The following is a 19,061-nucleotide window of genomic DNA, read 5'->3' as shown; positions in this document are numbered from 1 at the left end:
CGGGCTTTGACCCGGAATCCACTCTTTGATCCGAGGACTGGATTCTGGCCTTCGCCAGAATGACCTACAAGAGAAGACTCAGTGTGAAGTAAGGAAAGAGCGAAGCACATGGAGCCATTTATTGGTGATTTATCACAGCGTGGTTTATCACGACGTGGTTTATCACGACGTGATTTATCACGACGTGATTTATCACGACGTGATTTATCACCTACGACTCACTCTCAAGTCGCGCCAGGCGCTCACGGGCGTCGTTGATCTCTTCGATGTCCTCGTCGCCGCTACCCCACAACTCAAGAAAAGTACGGTACTGCGCAATGGCTCGTTCGTACCAGTGCGACTGCTCGTAAGCACGGCCAAGGTAGTAGTAGGTGCGCACGTTGAAAGCACCCCAGTACAAACGTGAACACTCAAGGTCCCTCACCTGATTCTCAAACTCGGTGATGGCATCCTCCAAACGACCGGCGTCGAAATACAGCCGGGCCAGGGTGTACCGTCGTCCGTAGCCGAACTTGTTTTCATAGGTGGGTGCATACTTGTCGGCGAATATCAGGGCTTCATCTTCATCGCCGCGATACCAGGCTGTAATAGCCGCCGCGTAGTCATACCTGCCCAACCGGGCGCCCCTGTCGATCAATGTCCGGCGCAATTGTTCGGTGACTTGCAAGGCTTTGTCATGCTCCCCCAATTGAGCCAGTAGGCGGGCTCGGATATCCTGGAAAGACAAGTGATCGTTGGGGTACTTCAGCGCGTAAAAGGCAAAGCAACTGTCAAGCTCAATTAGCGCCCGGTCGAACTGTCCCATGTCTTCATATATGAGCGCCTTCATGCGATACAGGTGGCATTGTTCATGCAGAAGGTTTTCATCCCGACAGCGCACGATTCCCTGGTCGAGTATTCCCAGCGCCTCCCGCCGTCGCCCCCGGCGCAAGGTGCCATAGGCAAGGAAGTATCGCGACCAGGAACGCAAAGCATCATCATCGAGTTGTTCCAACCGACGGTATACCGAGTCGGCTCGTTCGTGTTCACCTTGGAAGACATACATGTGTCCGAGTTTTTCCAGCGATGCATAGAAGTCCGGCTTGACCTCAAGAGCCATCTTGAACGATTCAATAGCCTCATCCAGTTTGCCGCGCACGGCGTAGAGATCACCGCGCGAATCGTATGGGTTGGCTTCGTCGGGGGCCAGCTCGATATACTTGTTAGCCGCCCAGATAGCCGAGTCCAGGTTTTCCATGGCGCTAAAGGTGTAAGCCAACTGGTTAAACGCGCCCTTGTCGTCGGGATCGATTCTGACTACGTCCATAAAGTGTTCGGCGGCTTCGTCAAACCGAGCCATGGCGTACTCGTTCATGGCCAACCGCATCAGCGCATTCTTTTCATCAGGAAAACGTTCGATGATCTCCTTCAGATAGGCGATGGCCCCATTGTTGTCATAGGCTGTTGCCGCCTGCTTGGCCAGGATGTAGCGCTGTTCTTTCCAACTGGCCCCTTCTGAATAAAGCACCGCCTGTTCGATCAGATTTCGGTTCTCGATTTCAGCCAGGTAATAATAGACCATGGCAAAAGTGGAGTCGTATTCGAGCGCCCGGTGAAAGGCGGCGATCGCTTCTTTTGCGTAAAAGCTGGCCTGGTATCGCATGCCGTCTATGTAGTACTTGTAAGCATCAACAGAATTGGTGGTAACGTCGGCAATCGATCTATCCTCTTCCCGCTTTGCGTCCGAAGGCAAGCTCAAATCGCTCTTAATCTCAACGGTGAGACGATCGATAACGGCAAAGACGTCTTCGCCCGGTTGGCCATCGACACGATGCGAAGCGACAATGGCGCCGTCAGCCACTTCAATGAGTTGCGTCGTAACTATCACTGAAGGTTCAGTCTGGACGATTGCACCCTGCAACATCCACTGGGCCTGCGCCTTGCGCGCCGCTTCAAGAGGAACAGCTTCGGTGTCAGCTTCTGAGTCGGCACCAGCTTTTTGTAGAATGTCATCCAGGCTTTGGCTGGATAGCACCTGTACGAATCGCGATTGCGACAGATCGGTGATCAGTAAATTGGTGGCGATTTCCCCCATACGATCTGCGTCTTCTGAGTCGCTCATGTTTTCAAACGGCATGACGGCCAGACGATTCTCCACCGCGAAAGCTTCCTGCGATGGACGTATGTCCACTTGCCAATCTTTCAACACCAGAAAGACAAGAACCACGACTGCGATGGCCGAAGTCGGCACCAGTCGCGACCAGCTAAACCAGCTCTTTTGTGAGGCAAGTTCAGGCTCAACGGTCACACCGTCATCCAGCTTCCGGACAGTATCGCGAACATCGACATCGTGAGTCATCAGTCTGGCCACCCGTTGAAACCGCTTCACTTCCTCCAAACAGTGATCGCACTCCAGCAGGTGGGCTTCAAACTGCAACTGTTCATCATCGCTCAACAGCTTGAGTTCATAATGATGTAACATCGACTGAAAACGTTTCTGGGAACAACTGCTCATAGCTCGACACCCCCTTTCTCAAGACAGGCGGTCAACATCGAGCGGGCTCGCGACAAGGCCACGTAAGAGTGGTTGGGCGTCATGTTCAGCCGACCGCAAACTTCCTCGGTGGTGTAGCCCTGGTAATGCAGGTTGATGATACGAGCATAGCGCGGATTGGACTGAGCGATCTTCTTCAGACAATCCAATAAAGTCACTTTGAGTTCGGCATCAGAATCTCCAATAGCCGAATACTGTTCGGTGTCGGGCAATGCTTCGACTCTCTCTTTCTGAGTACGCTTGGCTTTAATGTAACTCAAAACCCGATTGTCCAGAACCTTGGCCGCCCAGGCTGCAAAACTGGTGCGGATTTCGATCTTTGAGTACTCTCGTGCGATATAGGCCAGCGCTTCCTGGGCTACATCTTCGGCGTCGTTTTCGTCCCAGATCTTTTGGTTCGCAATAACCCGCAATCTTACAGAAAGATCTCGAAAAAGATCCTCCTGGGCTGTTGGCTGACCGGAGCGGGCCGAATTATAGAGGTCGTTGAGGTTCATCTGTCATTGTGTCCGGCGTAACGCGGTTGTCTCGCGGCGTCAATATACTCCCCACCAATTGTGATGGCAACATACATTAGCCGTCAACATCCGGCCGGTGCACCCAAGGCTTGCTGATAACCCCGGTTTACGTTGTGTCGGGTCCTGAACGGGCCGAAGGCATGGTTGTGACCCGACACCTAACTCCATGTTGGACAGCGGCAGCGGGTCACACGGATTCGCTGGCGTCCGCCGCGGCGGACAGGACCCACCGCAACACACAAAAGGAGCTTTTTCAACACTCCCCTTGTTGATAGACCCACCGAACCGTCATTGCGAGGCACGGCCACAAGTGGCTATCATATTCGTGCCGTGGCAATCTCAATCGGCTACACGTCCGTCATGCCGAGCGGAGTCGAGCCATGAGATTGGCCCGCCAGCGGCGGGCTCGCTCGCAATGACGCCAAACGGAACTTTAAGTGTTGTGTCGGGTCTTGGACACGCCAAAGGCGTGGTTGTGACCCGACACATAACTGCATGCTGGACAAGATCGTCAGGTCACACAAATCTGCTCGCGCAGATTCGCAAGACCTGACGCAACTGAGTTTGGGGACTTTTTCAACACTCCCCAAGCGGATGGGCCACCTGTCCCAACCGTGCCGGTATCAAAATCATAACAATCACAATCCACCTGTGTAAGATTTGAGCAGCTTCGGAACCATCGAACATGTTAAGAGGATCGATCCAAGTTTGACGCGAGCAGCCACGTTGGACGCCGAAACGGAGAGCGGTTCAACCCAGCCCCCGGTGGTGGTTCGCACAAAACCTGAAAAGACGGAGACGGAGAAGATGTTTAGAATTGCGATCGCAACAGTCTGTTTGTTACTGCCGATGGTCCCCGGCCTGGCGACAGCAGCCAACCTGTTGAACGAACCCGAAAGCGTGGAGTATGACGCGCCTCGTGATCGTTACCTGGTGTCCAATGTCGGTGACGGCAACATAATTCAGATCAACGCCGATGGTGAGCAGAGCTATTTCAACACGCAGCTCTCATTCACGACCGGTTTACACATCATTGGAGACACGTTGTACGCATCCTCGTCATACGGGCAGTATGCCGGTGTGGTCGGGTATGACTTGACCGGCGATACTATGATTTTCTACATTCCTATTCCCGGCGTGGGCATGGTCAACGACCTGACGCACGACACATCCGGGTATCTGTATGCGACCGACTACGACTACTATAGACTCTATAAGATTCGTTTGAGCGACCACAACGTATCGACGTTCATTTCCACCGGACTGGACCAGCCCAACGGGATATACTTCGATGCCGCCAACAATCGTGTGTTGCTACTCAACGAGCAAGCGGTCGGCGCGCCTATCGTCCAGGTAAATCTCGAGGACTCTACATTCACTACAGTGGTGGCGACCGGACTGTCTACCACCGACGGTATCACTCGTGATGCACACGGTAACTGGTATGTATCCGACTGGGTCTCGGACGCCATCTACTGTTGGGATGCCGACTTTGAATATCCACGCACACGAACCTCCAACGGTCACAACAACCCAGCCGACATTTTCTACAATCCGTACAAGTATGAGATGGCCATCCCCAACTATGGCGCCAACGAGCTTACACTCATTCCGATGCGCTTCAGCAGTCGTGTGGTCGGATATCATTTCTCCGACGATGTGGGCGGCGACGGCGACGGTGTGCTTGAAGCCGGTGAGACCATTGAACTGGTCGTGGACAATTTGAACGAGCATGTAGCCGCGCTGACTGAAGTGACGCTCAATCTATCGACCGGTGACGGCGGCTTGACAATCGTTACCGGATCAGTCCAGTTGGGCGCCGTACCGCCCAGCGAGGTGAGAGACAACCAAAGCGCACCGTTGAGCTTTGAGATAGACGCAGCCTATGAGTCGCAGATGACCAGTTTTTCGCTTGAAATAATCGCAACCACCGACTATGGCGTCGACACCGTGGTCACCAGCCTGGAAAAGGCCATCGGCGGCGCCAGCGTACTGCTGGTTGACGACACCCGTGGGGATAATTCGTCCAGCTACCTGCAAATGTCGTTGTTGAGTCTGGGAACTTTGTATGATCGCTGGATCAGCACAGAGTATACCAGCCCGGACTCAGCCGTCTTGTGCAACTACGGCGTGGTACTCTGGTTCACCGGCGACTATCATGCAGACCCGCTGGACGCTGAGCAGGTTGCAGTCCTGAGGAAATTTATGGACGCAGGCGGCAGCCTGTTGTTGACCGGTCAGGGAATCGCCGCCCAGTTGAACAACGATGATCCGGCCTTCCTCAATGGCTACCTAATGTCTGAATATATCAAGACCCACACGACCACGTTCCTGGAAAGTGCGCCGGGCGCCGAAGTGTTGCACCCCACTACCGACTATGTTGTCATCGGCGGAGCCGGCGGCGCCTCCAACCAGTCGGCTACCGATCAGATAACACCGCTGGGGGAAGCTGTGGCCGAGCTGAAGTATTACAATCAGTCGGGCTTTGCAGCCGTGTCATACAGTGCCCAGTACCGTCTGCTTTTCTGCTCGTTCGGACTGGAAGCGGTCGTCAACGGTAACGCTCAGTACACGCCGCGCGACACTCTGATGGCTCAGGCGCTGGAGTTTCTCGACTGGGCAAACCCGAACTTTTGCTGTGTAATCCGGGGGGATCTCGATTACAACGGCGCCGGACCGGACATCGCCGACTTGGTCTTCCTGGTCGACTACATGTTCTCAGGCGGCCAGGCACCTTTTTGCACCCAGGCGGCCGACATCGACGGCAACGGCGCGGGACCGGATATCGCCGATCTGGTCTATCTCGTTGACTATATGTTTTCAGGCGGACCTATCCCGCCGCCATGCTCTTAGCGGGGCGTTGCGTCAGAGTTGTTGCGACGCGCACGCCGTAGCGGGAAACCGCTGCGGCGTTGTTTTATGTGGGGGAGAACGTTGCGAGAGTCCCTTTGGTGTGTTGCGGTGGATCTTGCGAATCACGCGGAACGCGTGATTTGTGTGACCCGCCGCCACTGTCAAACAAGGAGTTAAGTGTCGGGTCACACCCACGCCTTCGGCGCGTCCAAGACCCGACACACCTGTTACCTATGTCACGATACCCCCAATTCGCCTGACAGCCTTAATACCTGAACCGAGGACATCTTGGCAACGGCTAGCAGAAAGAGACGACGCGCGAAGCGCGAAAAACCCCGCGTGGCGCGGGGTGTCGGGCGGGGTCGCCCAACACCACTTGCAATCTGGGTTTTCATCAACAAGGTCCGCAGAGAGTAGTGACAAAACTCCTGACTGCCGTCATTGCCAATGCCCCACAGGGAATTCCAGGTGCTGTCGGTTGACTCGCATACGGTCGTCTATTATCTTCATCCATTATGGGCATGGAGTTCATAGCACGATAGGACCATCGATGATATCGCTTAAGCAGATATCCAGGTCCTACGATGGCCAATCCACCTGGGCGGTGCGCGATGTCACCTGCGAGATAGCGACGGGTGAACTTGTAGTGCTCCTGGGGGAATCCGGCTGCGGCAAGACGACCACGTTGAAAATGATCAACCGGCTCATTGCGTTGTCATCGGGCAGCATCGCCATCGAAGAGCGCGACATCATGCAGACCGATGCGGTCACTCTACGTCGCAAGATCGGCTATGTTTTTCAGGAGATCGGGCTTTTTCCACACATGACGATTTCGGAAAATGTCGGTGTCGTGCCCAAACTGCTCGGCTGGTCGCAATCGGAAGTGTCGGACCGGGTCGACGAATTGATGCACCTGGTGGGTCTGACGCCGACCGAGTATGGGGCTCGGTACCCTCGTGAGCTTTCCGGTGGACAGCAGCAACGAGTCGGTGTTGCCCGCGCTCTGGCGGCACGGCCCAAACTGATGCTGATGGATGAACCATTCGGCGCCCTTGATCCGATCACACGGGCCGAGCTTTCCGATGAATTCCGAAAGTTGCAGCGCGAACTGAAACTAACGGTGGTCATGGTCACGCACGATATGACCGAAGCGTTGACCCTGGCCGACCGCATCGCAGTTATGAAACAAGGACGCATACTGGCCATGGGGACGCCGCAGCAACTGCTGGCCTCAGGTCACGACCCGTATGTCGAAAAACTTCTGGACACCCCCCGGCGGCAGGCGGAACGGCTGGCGGCGATTATCACGAAGGACCCCAAGGCGTGAACAACCAAGCGATCATGCCGCAACTGGAACTGCTCCCGGAGTATTTGGGCAATCATCTGTTGCTCACTCTGCTGGCGCTGAGCGCCGGTATTCTGGTATGCGTACCTTTCGGACTCATGGTCACCCGGATCAGAGTTCTGCAATGGCCTTTGCTTACCATCGCCGGTGTCTTGCAGACGATTCCGGGGCTGGCCTTGCTGGCGCTGATGGTTCCTCTTTTGGGGACCATTGGATTTGCCCCGGCTGTACTGGCCTTGATTCTGTATAGTTTCCTGCCCATTTTGCGCAACACGGTAACCGGTGTTAACTCTGTTGATCCGGCCGTAACAGAAGCCGCTCGCGGCATCGGCATGACCGACCGTCAGATGCTGGTCAAAGTGGAACTACCGCTGGCCCTGCCGGTGATAATCGCCGGGATTCGCACGGCCGCGGTCTGGGTGGTAGGTACCGCTACCTTGGCCACCCCGGTCGGTGCCACGTCGCTCGGCAATTATGTTTTCAGCGGTCTGCAAACACAGAACGTCGTAGCTATAATAGTGGGATGCATCGCTGCCGCCTTGCTGGCCATCTGTATCGATCAACTCATTCGTCTGGCCGAACTGGCCGTGACCAGGCGCAGTAGACTACTTGGTTCACTTGTCGGCATTGCCGCGCTGGTTCTGCTGGTTGTCTCGTTGATTCCGGTATTGCCGAGTTCGAGGGCATCTGGTTCCTCCGAACCGGTTGTCGTCGGGAGCAAGCCTTTCACCGAGCAGTACCTTCTCGCTCAAGTGATAGCCACCCGCCTAAAAGAAGCCGGTTTGCCGGTCGATCTCCGTTCGGGTATGGGCTCGATAATTCTGTTTGAAGCCCTGGCCGGCGGTTCGGTCGATTGTTACGTTGATTACACCGGCACCATCTGGACCAATGTAATGAAGCGAACCGATATGCCTTCGCGCGACACCATCCTTAGCGAGATGACTACATGGCTTAAGCAAGAACATGGAATCGTCTGCCTGGGACCGGTCGGATTCGAAAACACCTATGCCCTGGCTGTCAAGCGCACCCTGGCCGAACAACACAACCTGCGAACAATTGCCGACCTGGCCCCGGTATCCGGCAATATGGCCATGGGTAGCGACTACGAGTTTTTCCAGCGTCCGGAATGGCAGGCGCTGGTAGATACCTATGGCCTTAAGTTTGAAGAATTGGTCACGCTCGATCCCACATTAATGTACTCAGCGATCAACCAACAGCAAGTCGAGGTAATATCGGCTTACTCCACCGACGGCCGCATTGTCGCCTTTGATCTGACCGCGCTTGCCGACCCCGGCCAGGCCTTGCCGCCTTACGATGCCGTGCTTCTGCTTTCGCCACAGGCGGCGCAAAGGCCGGATGTGGTTGTACAGTTACGAAAACTCGTTGGCGCCATCGATGACGACCTCATGCGAACCGGTAACAAACTGGTCGATGTCGACCATGCTTCGGTAGACAGTGCCGCCGTCGTTTTGAACAGGTCGATTGAGACGGCCAACAAATAGATAACTATGGACGTTCTGTTAGTAGACAGTATCATCAGCAACCCTAAGACACGGAGGGTCTACCCGTCCAACAGAACAAGGACCGCACCGAACCGGTACGAACAACAGCAACCCTGCCTGTCGAATTTGGGAAGGCGCCCGTGCAGCAGATTCATGTTCTAAACAGAACCGACAACGGCGCCACCTTCACCGACTGTGAAGCTTTTGCACTGGATGTTCTGGTCGGGCTGTCGGAAGCCCGCAAGTCTATCCCGACTATCTACCACTACGACGCCGAAGGCAGCCGATTGTTCGACCTGATCACCCGGTTGCCGGAGTACTATCCCACGCGATGTGAGCATGAAACCCTCGAACGTAACAAAGCCAAGATCGCCGGCTATGCCGCCGCAACACCGTTCAACCTGGTGGAATTCGGTCCCGGCGACGGCAGCAAAACACGCATCATCATCGAGGAACTTCTTGGGCGGAAGGCGGAGTTTCAATATGTCCCCATTGATATTTCAAAAGCTGCGCTGGAGGGCCTGCTCGAGGACTATCGCCTGCGCTATCCCGACCTGAACATCAACGGTCTGGTGTGTGATTACTTCGAGGGTATTACGTGGCTTGGTAACAGTTCACACCGCTCCAATTTCGTTCTCTTTCTCGGCTCCAACATCGGCAACTTCAATCATCGCGATGCACGGTTCTTTTTGCGCAATCTGTGGAACTGTCTCAGCAACAACGACCACCTGTTAATCGGCTTCGACCTCAAAAAAGATATCGACTTGCTCGAAAAGGCATACAACGATTCAGAGGGTGTCACCGCAGAATTCAACATCAACATGCTGAGGCGCATCAACACAGAACTCGGCGGGCAGTTCGACACTTCCAAGTTTCGGCACTTTGGCACCTACGACGTGTTTACCGGCGCCATGGAGAGCTATCTGGTCAGCACGGTTGCTCAGGATGTGTTTATCGAGATGATAGGACGGTCGTTTCATTTTGATCCCTGGGAGCCGATTCATGTGGAATACTCATACAAGTATCATGATGCAGACATCAATGGACTGGCTGCCGATACGGGGTTTTCAGTCGTCGAACATCTCTTCGACGGCAAACGATACTTTACCGACTCGGTATGGCAGGTAAACAAGGTGGAAGTTGATTCTACGGAATCAAAACAATAGGCGGATGGAGGTGCGGTGATCTCCGAAAGTGGAACACTAAAACAGTGGGCGAACAAGAAACGCCGTTCCCTTTGTGGTATCTGTCCGGCTGGTTGCTGGGTGACGGTTCAGTATGATGCCGATGGACGTATCGACCAGGTAAAGGCCGATGACTCTTCTGAGTTTGGAACCATCTGCAAGTTGGGCGAACACTCAGCCGACATCGTGTACTCAAAGGACCGTCTGCTCTACCCCATGCGTCGCAAAGGAGCCAGAGGCAACTACGACTTTGAACGAATCTCCTGGGATGAAGCATACGAGACTATCGTTGAGCGATTGAACAGTATCAAAGCCGAGTCCGGACCGGAAGCAACCTGCATCTACACCGGTCGAGGCAGTTTTGAACTTTCACTGTGTGATATCTTCCAGCCTGAAGGAGTGGCCGTGTCCTCGGCCTCCAGCGTACTTTTTCCATTCGGGTCACCCAACACAATGGGCGTGGGAGCGCTCTGCTATGTCGCCTTTGCGATGATTGCGCCGCACGTCACCATGGGCGGCATGCTGTTCAACATGTACTCCGATCTGGAGAACGCCGAACTGATCGTAATTTGGGGCGCCAACCCGGCCACTGATTGTCCACCGCTGGACCACGAACGGGTTCTGGGCGCCCGGAAACGGGGTGCAAAGGTCGTTGTCATAGACCCCCGCCGCACCCGCACTGCCAAGCTGACCGAGGCCGAGTGGATACCTATCCGTCCCGGTACCGATGGCGCTCTGGCCCTTGGACTGTGCCGCGCGTTGATCGAGGAAGAACTTATCGACGACGCTTTCGTGAAGGACTGGACTGTTGGTTTCGAGGACTTCGCCCGCCATGTGCAGCATTACAACCCGGAAGTTGTAGAGCGGATCACCGGCGTGCCCGCGGATACTATAGTGTCACTGGCTCGGCGGATCGCTTCTGCCCACGGTGCAGCGCCTATAATGTACAGCGGGCTGGAGTATTCCGAAGGTGGCGTACAGACCATTCGTGCCACCATGGTTCTGTGGGCGCTGGCCGGACAGTTGGATGTTCCCGGCGGGCGCTGCTTTACCATGCGTCAAAACCATTTCCCCTTGAACCGCTCAGGACACATCGCCAACCCCGATCTCAAGAAGGCGCTGGCCCGCGACCGTTTTCCCGTCTATAGCTCCTACCGCGGCGAGTCGCATGCCATAGCGCTGCCGCAGGCGGTGCTTGAGGGAAAACCGTATCGCATCAGGTCGTTGGTTATCCAGGGCGCATCGATCTCTACGTCGTGGCCGGAACCGGATATCTGGCGGAAAACACTCGACGCTCTCGACTTTGTCGTATGCATCGACCGTCAACTGACCGCCGATTGTGCCTACGCCGATATCGTGCTGCCGGCAACGACCATGTACGAAATCGACAGCTACATGACCTACGGACCGATCTTCCGGCTGCGCGAGAAAGTTGTCGAACCGGTCGGTGAGGCGCGCAACGATTTTCTCATCATGGCCGAATTGGCCAAGCGGCTCGGCTATGGGCATCTCTATCCGCAAACCGAAGAAGAACTGTTTGAGAGAGTGCTTGCGAATACCGGATTCACGCTGGACGATGTTCGCAAGGCCGGCGGCGTTGTACAATCGCCGAGTGTCATGACCGAGTTCAAGAAATGGGAGAAGGGTGGCCTGCGACCCGACGGAAAACCGGGCTTCGACACGCCATCCGGCAAGTTCGAAATCGCTTCGTCGATCCTCGAAGAACATGGGTACGAACCACTGCCGGTCTACACCGAACCGGGCGAGAGTCCGCAATCGCAGCCGGGGATGAGTGATCGCTTTCCGTTGGTGTTCAACTCCGGCGCGCGGGTCGTAACAGATTTTCGCACACAGCACCACGGTGTCGAATCGCTGTTGAAACTCAGACCGGAACCGACTGTTACCATCAACACGACGGACGCCGAAGCGCGTGGTATCAACAATGGCGACCTCGTGCACGTCACCACCGCGCGCGGCCAGGTATCCATGCGGGCGCTGGTCACCGACGATATCGGTCCAGGACAGATCGACGCCAACATGGGCGGCGGCGGGCCGGTGGGTCCCAAGGCGTGGCAGGAGTGCAATATCAACGACCTCACCGACCTCAACCAGTACGATCCGATCTCAGGCTTCCCGGTATACAAAGCACTCTTGTGTGAAGTGTCATTAGTCGATCAGGAAGTCGCCGCCGTGGATGTCGACTCAGGCGAACAAGGTGCAGAGAGTGCTATCAGTGAGGACAGACCCGATTTATCGGCGCACCGCATCTACCTTGATCACAACGCCACCACCTATCTTGACTCGGACGTTCAGAACGCCATGCAACCCTACATGGATAACGAGTACGGCAACCCGTCGGCGATTTACCACGAAGGCCGCCAGGCCCGCGCGGCGTTGGAAGATGCACGACGACGATTAGCGCAACTGCTGAACTGCACGGCGCGACGGATCGTATTCACCGGCGGCGGCTCGGAAGCAAACAACCTGGCCATCAAAGGCGTCGTATTCGCCAACTTCAACGATAAGAAGCATATCATTACATCCACCATCGAACACCCGGCTGTGTTGGAAACATGTCGTTGGTTTGAGAAGTTCGGTTACGAGGTGACGTTCTTGCCGGTCGACTCAAGCGGCCTTATCGATCCGCAGGCTCTCAAAGAGGCGCTTACCGATCAGACACTTCTGGTAAGTCTCATGATGGCTAACAACGAAACCGGCGCCATCCAACCTGTTACTGAACTTGCTTCAATTGCGCATGAACGTGGCGCAATCTTCCACACCGATGCAACCCAGGCAGTCGGAAAGATACCTGTCGATGTTGACGCGCTTGGTGTCGACATGCTTTCTCTGTCTGCACACAAACTGTACGGACCGAAGGGTGTGGGCGCGTTCTATGTACGCAAGGAGATCGAGATCGATCCGCTAATCCACGGCGGCAGGCAGGAGTATGGCCTGCGTTCCGGCACCGAGAACCTGGCCAATATCGTCGGTCTCGGTGCGGCGGCTGAGTCGGCTCACAAACATCTGCCGGATATCGACAGCATCCAGGACCTCCGCGACCAACTCGAAACAGGTATCCGCGACTTACTGCCGGATGCGCGTACGCTGGGCTCCACCGCGCCGCGTTTGCCCAACACTCTTTGCATGGTTCTGCCCGGTACGCGCGGCGAGTCATTGACACTCGCATTGGATCAAAAAGGTGTATCTATCTCCTCCGGCTCGGCTTGTCGTTCAGGATCGCCGAAACCATCGCACGCGCTGTTGGCTATGGGCCTCTCCGAGGACGAAGCCCACTGTGCCGTCCGTTTTTCGCTGGGCCGGCGCAACAGTTCCGACGACATCGAACGCACCCTTCAAACGATGACCCGCATCCTCAAAGACGACACCGCCTCTGTCCGCTTCGTGCCGTGTAGGTGACCGGACACAGGTTTGGTGGCCCACCCCGCCTGGGCGGGGCTGTGGGAGTTGGGATGTATAGCAGTTTACTTGCTTTCGTGGATTAACAAGGTTATACTACAGCATCGGGTGGCAGATCTATTGGTCTACCCTAATAATTGAGCCCAATTAAATGCAGGTGGTTCTGCCCAGTGACAGCACTACACCGACGTCATCTTTAGAGACCGGACCAATGGCGCCACACAGGTGAGGAATTAGGAGTGAAGAAGAAGTTCATAGGTGTCACACATCTCGATGTTCATTTTCCCACGAAACAAGATGTCCTGTTATTCGACCATATTGCCGTAGGCAGCTTGTCGAAAACGCGCGCTGATATACACGACCTAGAGGCTGCTGCGGCAATTGACTACTTGACACAAGAAGGTGTCGTCATCGACGCATTTCAGAACGCGGGGCTCGACGCAGAACTAGGTCCGCTTGAACAGCAATACACAGACCATGCGTCCGTTAACGCGATCCTGAGTGTCATACTGAGTAACGCCTCAAAGGAACCGAGGCTCCTAGAACAGATGTCAAGCCGCCAGTCCGTTCAGGACCTCGTGAATAGCTTCGCCGCAATTGCCCAGATTAATAGGCAGCAGGTGTCCGAGTCCGTATATATGCTATTCAAGAAGTTGCATGGGAGACTCGGTGGTGCTCAATCCACCGACCTTGAAACGCACCAACGTGATTTTCACTCCGCATTCTTGTGTTCTGTGGCGCGTGCGAAGAGTGTCTCGTTGAGCGGGAAACCAGAATTTGATGCTGTTCCTTTGATCCATTACCCGCACCACGACGACCTGCTTATGCCATCTGCGCGGGAAAACGTCGTCGCCAACGTCGTAATCAAGAACATGCCAACGCCGTCCCCCGATACGCCTTGGGAAGCTGTCATGGATTTCCGTGGACATCCTGACACACAGAGACGGCTCTTCGACTTTCGCTACTGGATGGGTAAAGTCGCCAAAGAGCTGGCCGTGGATACGACATCTGTTTCTGAACTGGAACAAGAACTCGACTACTTAACTCATGAGTACACTGAGCACATGAAGCTTGCCAAGTTGAAGATTGAAAGCACCACCGCGGAAACTCTTATTACACTAATTGCGGAAGTCGCAGAAGACGTCATTAAGCTCAAGTTCAAGGACGCTGTGAAGGCCGTTTTCTCGTTGCGACACCGGAAAATAGCCTTGCTCGAAGCGGAGCGACAGGCGCCTGGCAGGGAGATCGCATATTTGGTCGAAGCTGCACGGGTGTTCGGTAATAGTTGACATTGCAGGTATCTTGCAACAATTGTAGCCTTCTCTCGTTACTAAGAAGCCGACTTGCTATCATCGACCGATAGGTTATATTGAATAGTAGCTCTTTGACAAGGTAGGTATGTTACAACCTACGCGCCTGTCACGTAGAGTCATTTCTGTATGGGGGTGACTTGGTTTCGACGGGCATAGCGGATTGTTGTTGGCGTGCCGGGGTTGTCTGGGGCCCCGTTAACAAACCGGGCACATTATTATTTGGCGAATCTAACTACGCCATGGCTGCCTAGTTCGCTAGGAAAGTGCCACGTCGCCTCACAGCTTTGTCTTCAAGTTGTGAATGCGGCGTCGATTAAAGAAGACTCGGTTCTCTGATGTCTATAATGAGAACTTAAACTAAATAGGCTGGCCCTGCCTGTGGCCTGTCGGTCGGCAGCGAGCGGGGTGAGATTTAAAGACCGACTACGCACGTAGTCACCGGCCTGATGTTATGTTCGGACGGGGGTTCGATTCCCCCCACCTCCACCAATAAATTGGTCTTTCTCCTTCAGACCGTGCCGAAGATTTCGGTTGATACCCCACACCCTTTGGCTATATCACTGAATATCATACAATAACTTGCCACGATCGCAGTCACAATTCGTGGCGCGGAAGGTGCAACCAACCCAAATGGAATTTCTAATGTTGATTCACTACTCCAGAAGAAGTAATTTGAAGTGTTCCTAATGTGAACAGGTAGAACAGTTCGCTCTTGGCAGGTTTAATACACATGAATGTGTTGAGGTGACACGCCGAACGACATGTTCGCGATTATCTTGGAGAAAACCGTTGAAAGCTATAATGCGCACCAAGTACGGATCGCCGGATGTACTTGAATTACTGGACACAAATAAGCCCGATCCGACGGACAATCAAGTACTCCTAAGAGTGCATGCGGCAGCGGTGAACCCGCTTGACTGGCATGTTCTACGCGGGGAGCCGTTTCTGGTACGACTAATGGGCTTTGGACTTCTGAAACCGAAACACCAGATACTCGGAGCCGATATGGCCGGCCGGGTTGAAGCTGTTGGTAAGAATGTAACTCAGTTTAAGCCGGGTGACGAAGTCTTTGGTTCGAGTATGGGTGGATTCGCAGAATATGCTCGTGTTGGCGAGGACAAATTGGTGCTAAAGCCTGAAGCCATAACTTTTGAGCAGGCGGCGGCTGTACCGGTTGCGGGTATCACGGCGTTGCAGGGTCTTCGAGACCATGGGCGGATACAGGCAGGGCATCATGTGTTGATCAACGGCGCCTCGGGAGGTGTAGGCAGTTTTGCCGTTCAGATTGCCAAGGCGATGGGCGCTCATGTGACCGGCGTGTGTAGCGGGCGGAACCTGGAAATGGTTCGGTCGATTGGCGCAGACCAAGTGATCGATTACACGGAAGAAGAGTTCTGGCAAAGTGGGAAGGAATACGATCTGATACTTGACAATGCAGCGTTCCAATCGATTAGTAAGTCTCTGCACGCCTTGAAGGCAACCGGCGTATATGTTCTGGTTGGTGGCTCCTCATCTATTGCGAGTATTCTGGGGTCGCTGATTCTCAATCCTCTCATTTCAAGGATGAAGGGGAGAAAGCTTGTTTCATTCATAGCCAACGTGAATCAGCAAGATTTGGCTGTTCTCAAGGAACTGTTGGAAACCGGCAAAGTCGTGCCTGTCGTTGATCGGAAATACTCTTTGGGTGAAACTCCTGAGGCAATCCGACATGTGGAGGAAGGACACACCCGAGGAAAGGTAGTAGTTACCGTGCACCAATAGCGTGGTACCGTTTTGGTCACTATTTGGTCACAGTTGCAAAAGGATCAACATGGATGTATTCAGTCGCTTTTATCCTTTACATCCTATCGATTATGTTATAATAATTTGTGGGGAAGTATTGATGAGAGAATAGAGCTGACTCCTTAAGAAAAAAAACGACAATTACGCTCTTAGAACACAATAGTAGTGGAGAAAACTAATGAAAAACCTGAAGCTCGTCTGTATTTACGTTATTATTGGGACAATCGGACTTGGTTTGTACGACCTCGGATTTTCTGAGGAACAAAAAAAACCCGAGATAAGAAAGTTGCTTCACAATCAACTCTCCAAGCAACTGGCTGATAGTTGCGACGCGATCATAGACTATGTTAAGATGCCAGCGAACACAACTCTTCAATGGCATCGACACCCAGGGGAAGCGTTTCATTATTATCTTGAAGGGCAAGTGACTATCGAAATCGAGGGTAATGAATCAATTCAAGGCACACCTGGTACAGTTGGTCATGTGCCCTATCGAGCACTACATCGTGCGATCACTGGAGAGAGTGGCGCCACGGTGATAGTTTTTCGTGTACATCACGAGGATGAGCCGATTCAGTACACTGATGATCCGGATTCCAAGACTCAATAAGTCTAGATGCGCCTCTTAAACTGAATCAGAACCAGGGAGACATGTCAATGTAGAGCTTTTAGTTGTAAGAAAAGGCGGGCCGTGCGTGGAACTACTCTGAATGTAAAAATACGCCTTCAATTCGGTTGATCTGAGGCGGGTGGCCAATCCCCGCCTCGGCGGGGTGGGTTTCTAGGCAAGGCTAACATTTGACGATGGCATGACGGACAGGTCCGGTGTACGGACGATTCTCTGTCTAGCTCGAGCAAGTCTCTAATCCCAGGGCAAGCCCTGGGGCACCGGGCGTAAGTCCTCGTGCCGTAATGCGAGTAAGGGCGTCAGCCAGGCTCGCCTGTTCGATTCCCCCACCTTTCTCCACATCGCGACTAATCATGAAAAAACTTGCGACGACCGTAGACACAATTTGGCCACAGTCCGATCCGGTTGAGTTTAAGTTGCAATGTGGAGTGAATTGCCTTTTTATAACTGGTAACCAGGTTCGAAAGTGAGGAGTCACTCCGATAGTGGCAGATGAATCACATGATGATCGCACCCAGACTCACATTGTGCTGACCAAGGGCGCGATGGAGTCGCACTACCGAATCGTCGAGAAGAACGGCGCCGACGTGATGGGAGAGGTGTATCTGGCTTATGATACAGAATTGCATCGCAGACTAGCCCTCAAGTTTTTCATTACTTCGGAGCATATCCGCAAAACAAAAGGAGGTAAGAGTGACGTCAATCAGAATGATCGAAGAGGCCGATGCCGCCGGCCAGACTAAATCAATCTACGATGAAATCAGAGCGACTCTTGGTATCGATTTCGTCCCCAATATGTACCGAGCGATGGCGGTCAAGCCGGACTTCCTGGAGGCAAACTGGAACAAAGTAAAGACTGTTATGCAGACTCCGGGAAAGCTGGATACGCTCACCAAAGAGATCATTGCCGTCGCCGTGTCCGCTGTAATGGGTTGTCACTACTGACTAACGGTGCATACTTCCGCGGTGCGGAAACTCGGACTGGATGACGAGGGCATTGTTGAACTGATGGCGGTGGTCGATCTGTTCAGTGGGTTCAACAAGCTCATGGATGGACTGCAGATGGAGATGGATGAGAAGCCATGGTACGGTTGAGGATAACCAGAGAGGATGCCGTGTGCATTTTGGTAAGCACTACGCTTTGATGCTGGATATTCAGAATAGCCTAGAATTAGAACTGCCAATGAAGAACTCTCAAGTAAAGACAGGAGGTGATTAATGCCATTCATTCTGAAAGCGATTGATGACACATCTGCATATGAACGGTTTGAGTCCGTGTTGATAATTCCTTGCAGATTCTGCCCAGCGGCGAGTGCAGCCGTGATGAACAATGAGCCCTACTTCGAGGTATTCCGAAGGTTTCTCAAGACCGGCGCTTATGAGCGGTTTATCAAGGGACTCAAGTCAAAGTTGGAAAAGAAGGGGATCGAGACTGACGTCTTCAAGAGTAGGTGGTTGCACCAGTTTGTGCTTTGTATGTGGACATCGAAACGTCGGGCAGCGTTGAAGAATCGCGCGAAGGATTACGACGCACTGGTCGTGTTGGGGTGCGAAGCAGCAGTGCAGACGGTGCGTGACTCGGTAAAGCCGACTGCATGTGAAGTGCTCCAGGGTGTGGAAACTGAAGGGATAATGAGCGTGAAGCCGCGACTCAACCTGCCCTGCAACCTGTCATTGGAGCCGCAGAGTATTTCGAAGTATGAGTATCATGGTACTCAATTGTGGGGAGAGACCGGCTAATCTCACGTTGCCGATGGTGCTTGGGGCCGGCTCAAGAAACGGTCACCATATAGTCATAATATGGTGTAACTCTTTTGTGCCACCACGTGAGTATGGGCGTCGGCCAGACTTGCCTGTTCGATCCCCCACCCCCAATATGAATTATTGTACAACAATAACTTATGATTTGAGGTTCGTCATCCTCACCGCCACATCCACGTTCCTCTCAACAATACCTTTATTCTTATGTTCAGTGGAGCGGTCACT

At 53.7% G+C, this 19,061-nt stretch carries 13 protein-coding genes and 1 other RNA gene; 12 read left to right on the top strand and 2 right to left on the bottom strand.

Annotated elements, in window-relative coordinates:
• Positions 1-211 precede the first annotated feature (211 nt).
• Both OEV49_12475 and OEV49_12470 read right to left on the bottom strand, forming a co-directional pair.
• On the bottom strand, positions 212-2,494 hold the full coding sequence (locus OEV49_12475; protein MDH3891890.1) for a FlgO family outer membrane protein: 2,283 nt from the start codon (positions 2,492-2,494) through the stop codon (positions 212-214).
• A complete protein-coding gene (locus OEV49_12470; protein ID MDH3891889.1) occupies positions 2,491-3,030 on the bottom strand; it encodes a sigma-70 family RNA polymerase sigma factor in 540 nt (179 codons plus the stop codon). The genes OEV49_12475 and OEV49_12470 overlap by 4 nt, the downstream gene beginning before the upstream one ends.
• 828 nt (positions 3,031-3,858) lie before the next feature.
• Between OEV49_12470 and OEV49_12465 the strand changes: the two genes are divergently transcribed.
• The 12 genes from OEV49_12465 to OEV49_12410 all read left to right on the top strand — a co-directional run bounded on the left by OEV49_12465 (position 3,859) and on the right by OEV49_12410 (position 18,815).
• On the top strand, positions 3,859-5,904 hold the full coding sequence (locus OEV49_12465) for a hypothetical protein (protein MDH3891888.1): 2,046 nt from the start codon (positions 3,859-3,861) through the stop codon (positions 5,902-5,904).
• Positions 5,905-6,454: 550 nt separating this feature from the next.
• A complete protein-coding gene (locus OEV49_12460) occupies positions 6,455-7,231 on the top strand; it encodes an ATP-binding cassette domain-containing protein (protein MDH3891887.1) in 777 nt (258 codons plus the stop codon).
• Complete coding sequence (locus OEV49_12455; protein MDH3891886.1) at positions 7,228-8,751, top strand: ABC transporter permease/substrate-binding protein; 1,524 nt, start codon at positions 7,228-7,230, stop codon at positions 8,749-8,751. Before OEV49_12460 ends, OEV49_12455 begins: the two co-directional genes overlap by 4 nt.
• Before the next feature lie 140 nt (positions 8,752-8,891).
• Complete coding sequence (gene egtD, locus OEV49_12450; GenBank protein MDH3891885.1) at positions 8,892-9,917, top strand: L-histidine N(alpha)-methyltransferase; 1,026 nt, start codon at positions 8,892-8,894, stop codon at positions 9,915-9,917.
• Between the two features lie 15 nt (positions 9,918-9,932).
• Positions 9,933-13,352 (top strand): IscS subfamily cysteine desulfurase, encoded by a 3,420-nt coding sequence (locus OEV49_12445; GenBank protein ID MDH3891884.1) that lies wholly within the window; start codon positions 9,933-9,935, stop codon positions 13,350-13,352.
• A 239-nt stretch (positions 13,353-13,591) separates the two neighbouring features.
• Positions 13,592-14,641 (top strand): hypothetical protein, encoded by a 1,050-nt coding sequence (locus tag OEV49_12440; protein ID MDH3891883.1) that lies wholly within the window; start codon positions 13,592-13,594, stop codon positions 14,639-14,641.
• Positions 14,642-14,793: 152 nt separating this feature from the next.
• Positions 14,794-15,154: a transfer-messenger RNA gene (gene ssrA, locus OEV49_12435) on the top strand.
• A 300-nt stretch (positions 15,155-15,454) separates the two neighbouring features.
• A complete protein-coding gene (locus OEV49_12430; GenBank protein ID MDH3891882.1) occupies positions 15,455-16,426 on the top strand; it encodes an NAD(P)-dependent alcohol dehydrogenase in 972 nt (323 codons plus the stop codon).
• A 199-nt stretch (positions 16,427-16,625) separates the two neighbouring features.
• Positions 16,626-17,057 (top strand): cupin domain-containing protein, encoded by a 432-nt coding sequence (locus OEV49_12425; protein MDH3891881.1) that lies wholly within the window; start codon positions 16,626-16,628, stop codon positions 17,055-17,057.
• 503 nt (positions 17,058-17,560) lie between these two features.
• A complete protein-coding gene (locus OEV49_12420; GenBank protein ID MDH3891880.1) occupies positions 17,561-17,818 on the top strand; it encodes a hypothetical protein in 258 nt (85 codons plus the stop codon).
• On the top strand, positions 17,769-18,170 hold the full coding sequence (locus OEV49_12415) for a carboxymuconolactone decarboxylase family protein (GenBank protein ID MDH3891879.1): 402 nt from the start codon (positions 17,769-17,771) through the stop codon (positions 18,168-18,170). The genes OEV49_12420 and OEV49_12415 overlap by 50 nt, the downstream gene beginning before the upstream one ends.
• A gap of 123 nt (positions 18,171-18,293) precedes the next feature.
• Positions 18,294-18,815 (top strand): hypothetical protein, encoded by a 522-nt coding sequence (locus tag OEV49_12410; protein MDH3891878.1) that lies wholly within the window; start codon positions 18,294-18,296, stop codon positions 18,813-18,815.
• Positions 18,816-19,061 lie beyond the last annotated feature (246 nt).

Source organism: Candidatus Zixiibacteriota bacterium, from assembly GCA_029860345.1.
GTDB lineage: Bacteria > Zixibacteria > MSB-5A5 > GN15 > FEB-12 > JAJRTA01.
The sequence above is the reverse complement of the archived record's forward strand: the minus strand, read 5'-3'. Positions and strand labels throughout refer to the sequence as shown.

Coding starts and splice junctions, on each gene's coding strand:
- OEV49_12410 (MDH3891878.1), top strand. CDS start 18,294: ATGCCATTCATTCTGAAAGCGATTGATGACACATCTGCATATGAACGG.
- OEV49_12465 (MDH3891888.1), top strand. CDS start 3,859: ATGTTTAGAATTGCGATCGCAACAGTCTGTTTGTTACTGCCGATGGTC.
- OEV49_12425 (MDH3891881.1), top strand. CDS start 16,626: ATGAAAAACCTGAAGCTCGTCTGTATTTACGTTATTATTGGGACAATC.
- OEV49_12460 (MDH3891887.1), top strand. CDS start 6,455: ATGATATCGCTTAAGCAGATATCCAGGTCCTACGATGGCCAATCCACC.
- OEV49_12470 (MDH3891889.1), bottom strand. CDS start 3,030: ATGAACCTCAACGACCTCTATAATTCGGCCCGCTCCGGTCAGCCAACA.
- OEV49_12475 (MDH3891890.1), bottom strand. CDS start 2,494: ATGAGCAGTTGTTCCCAGAAACGTTTTCAGTCGATGTTACATCATTAT.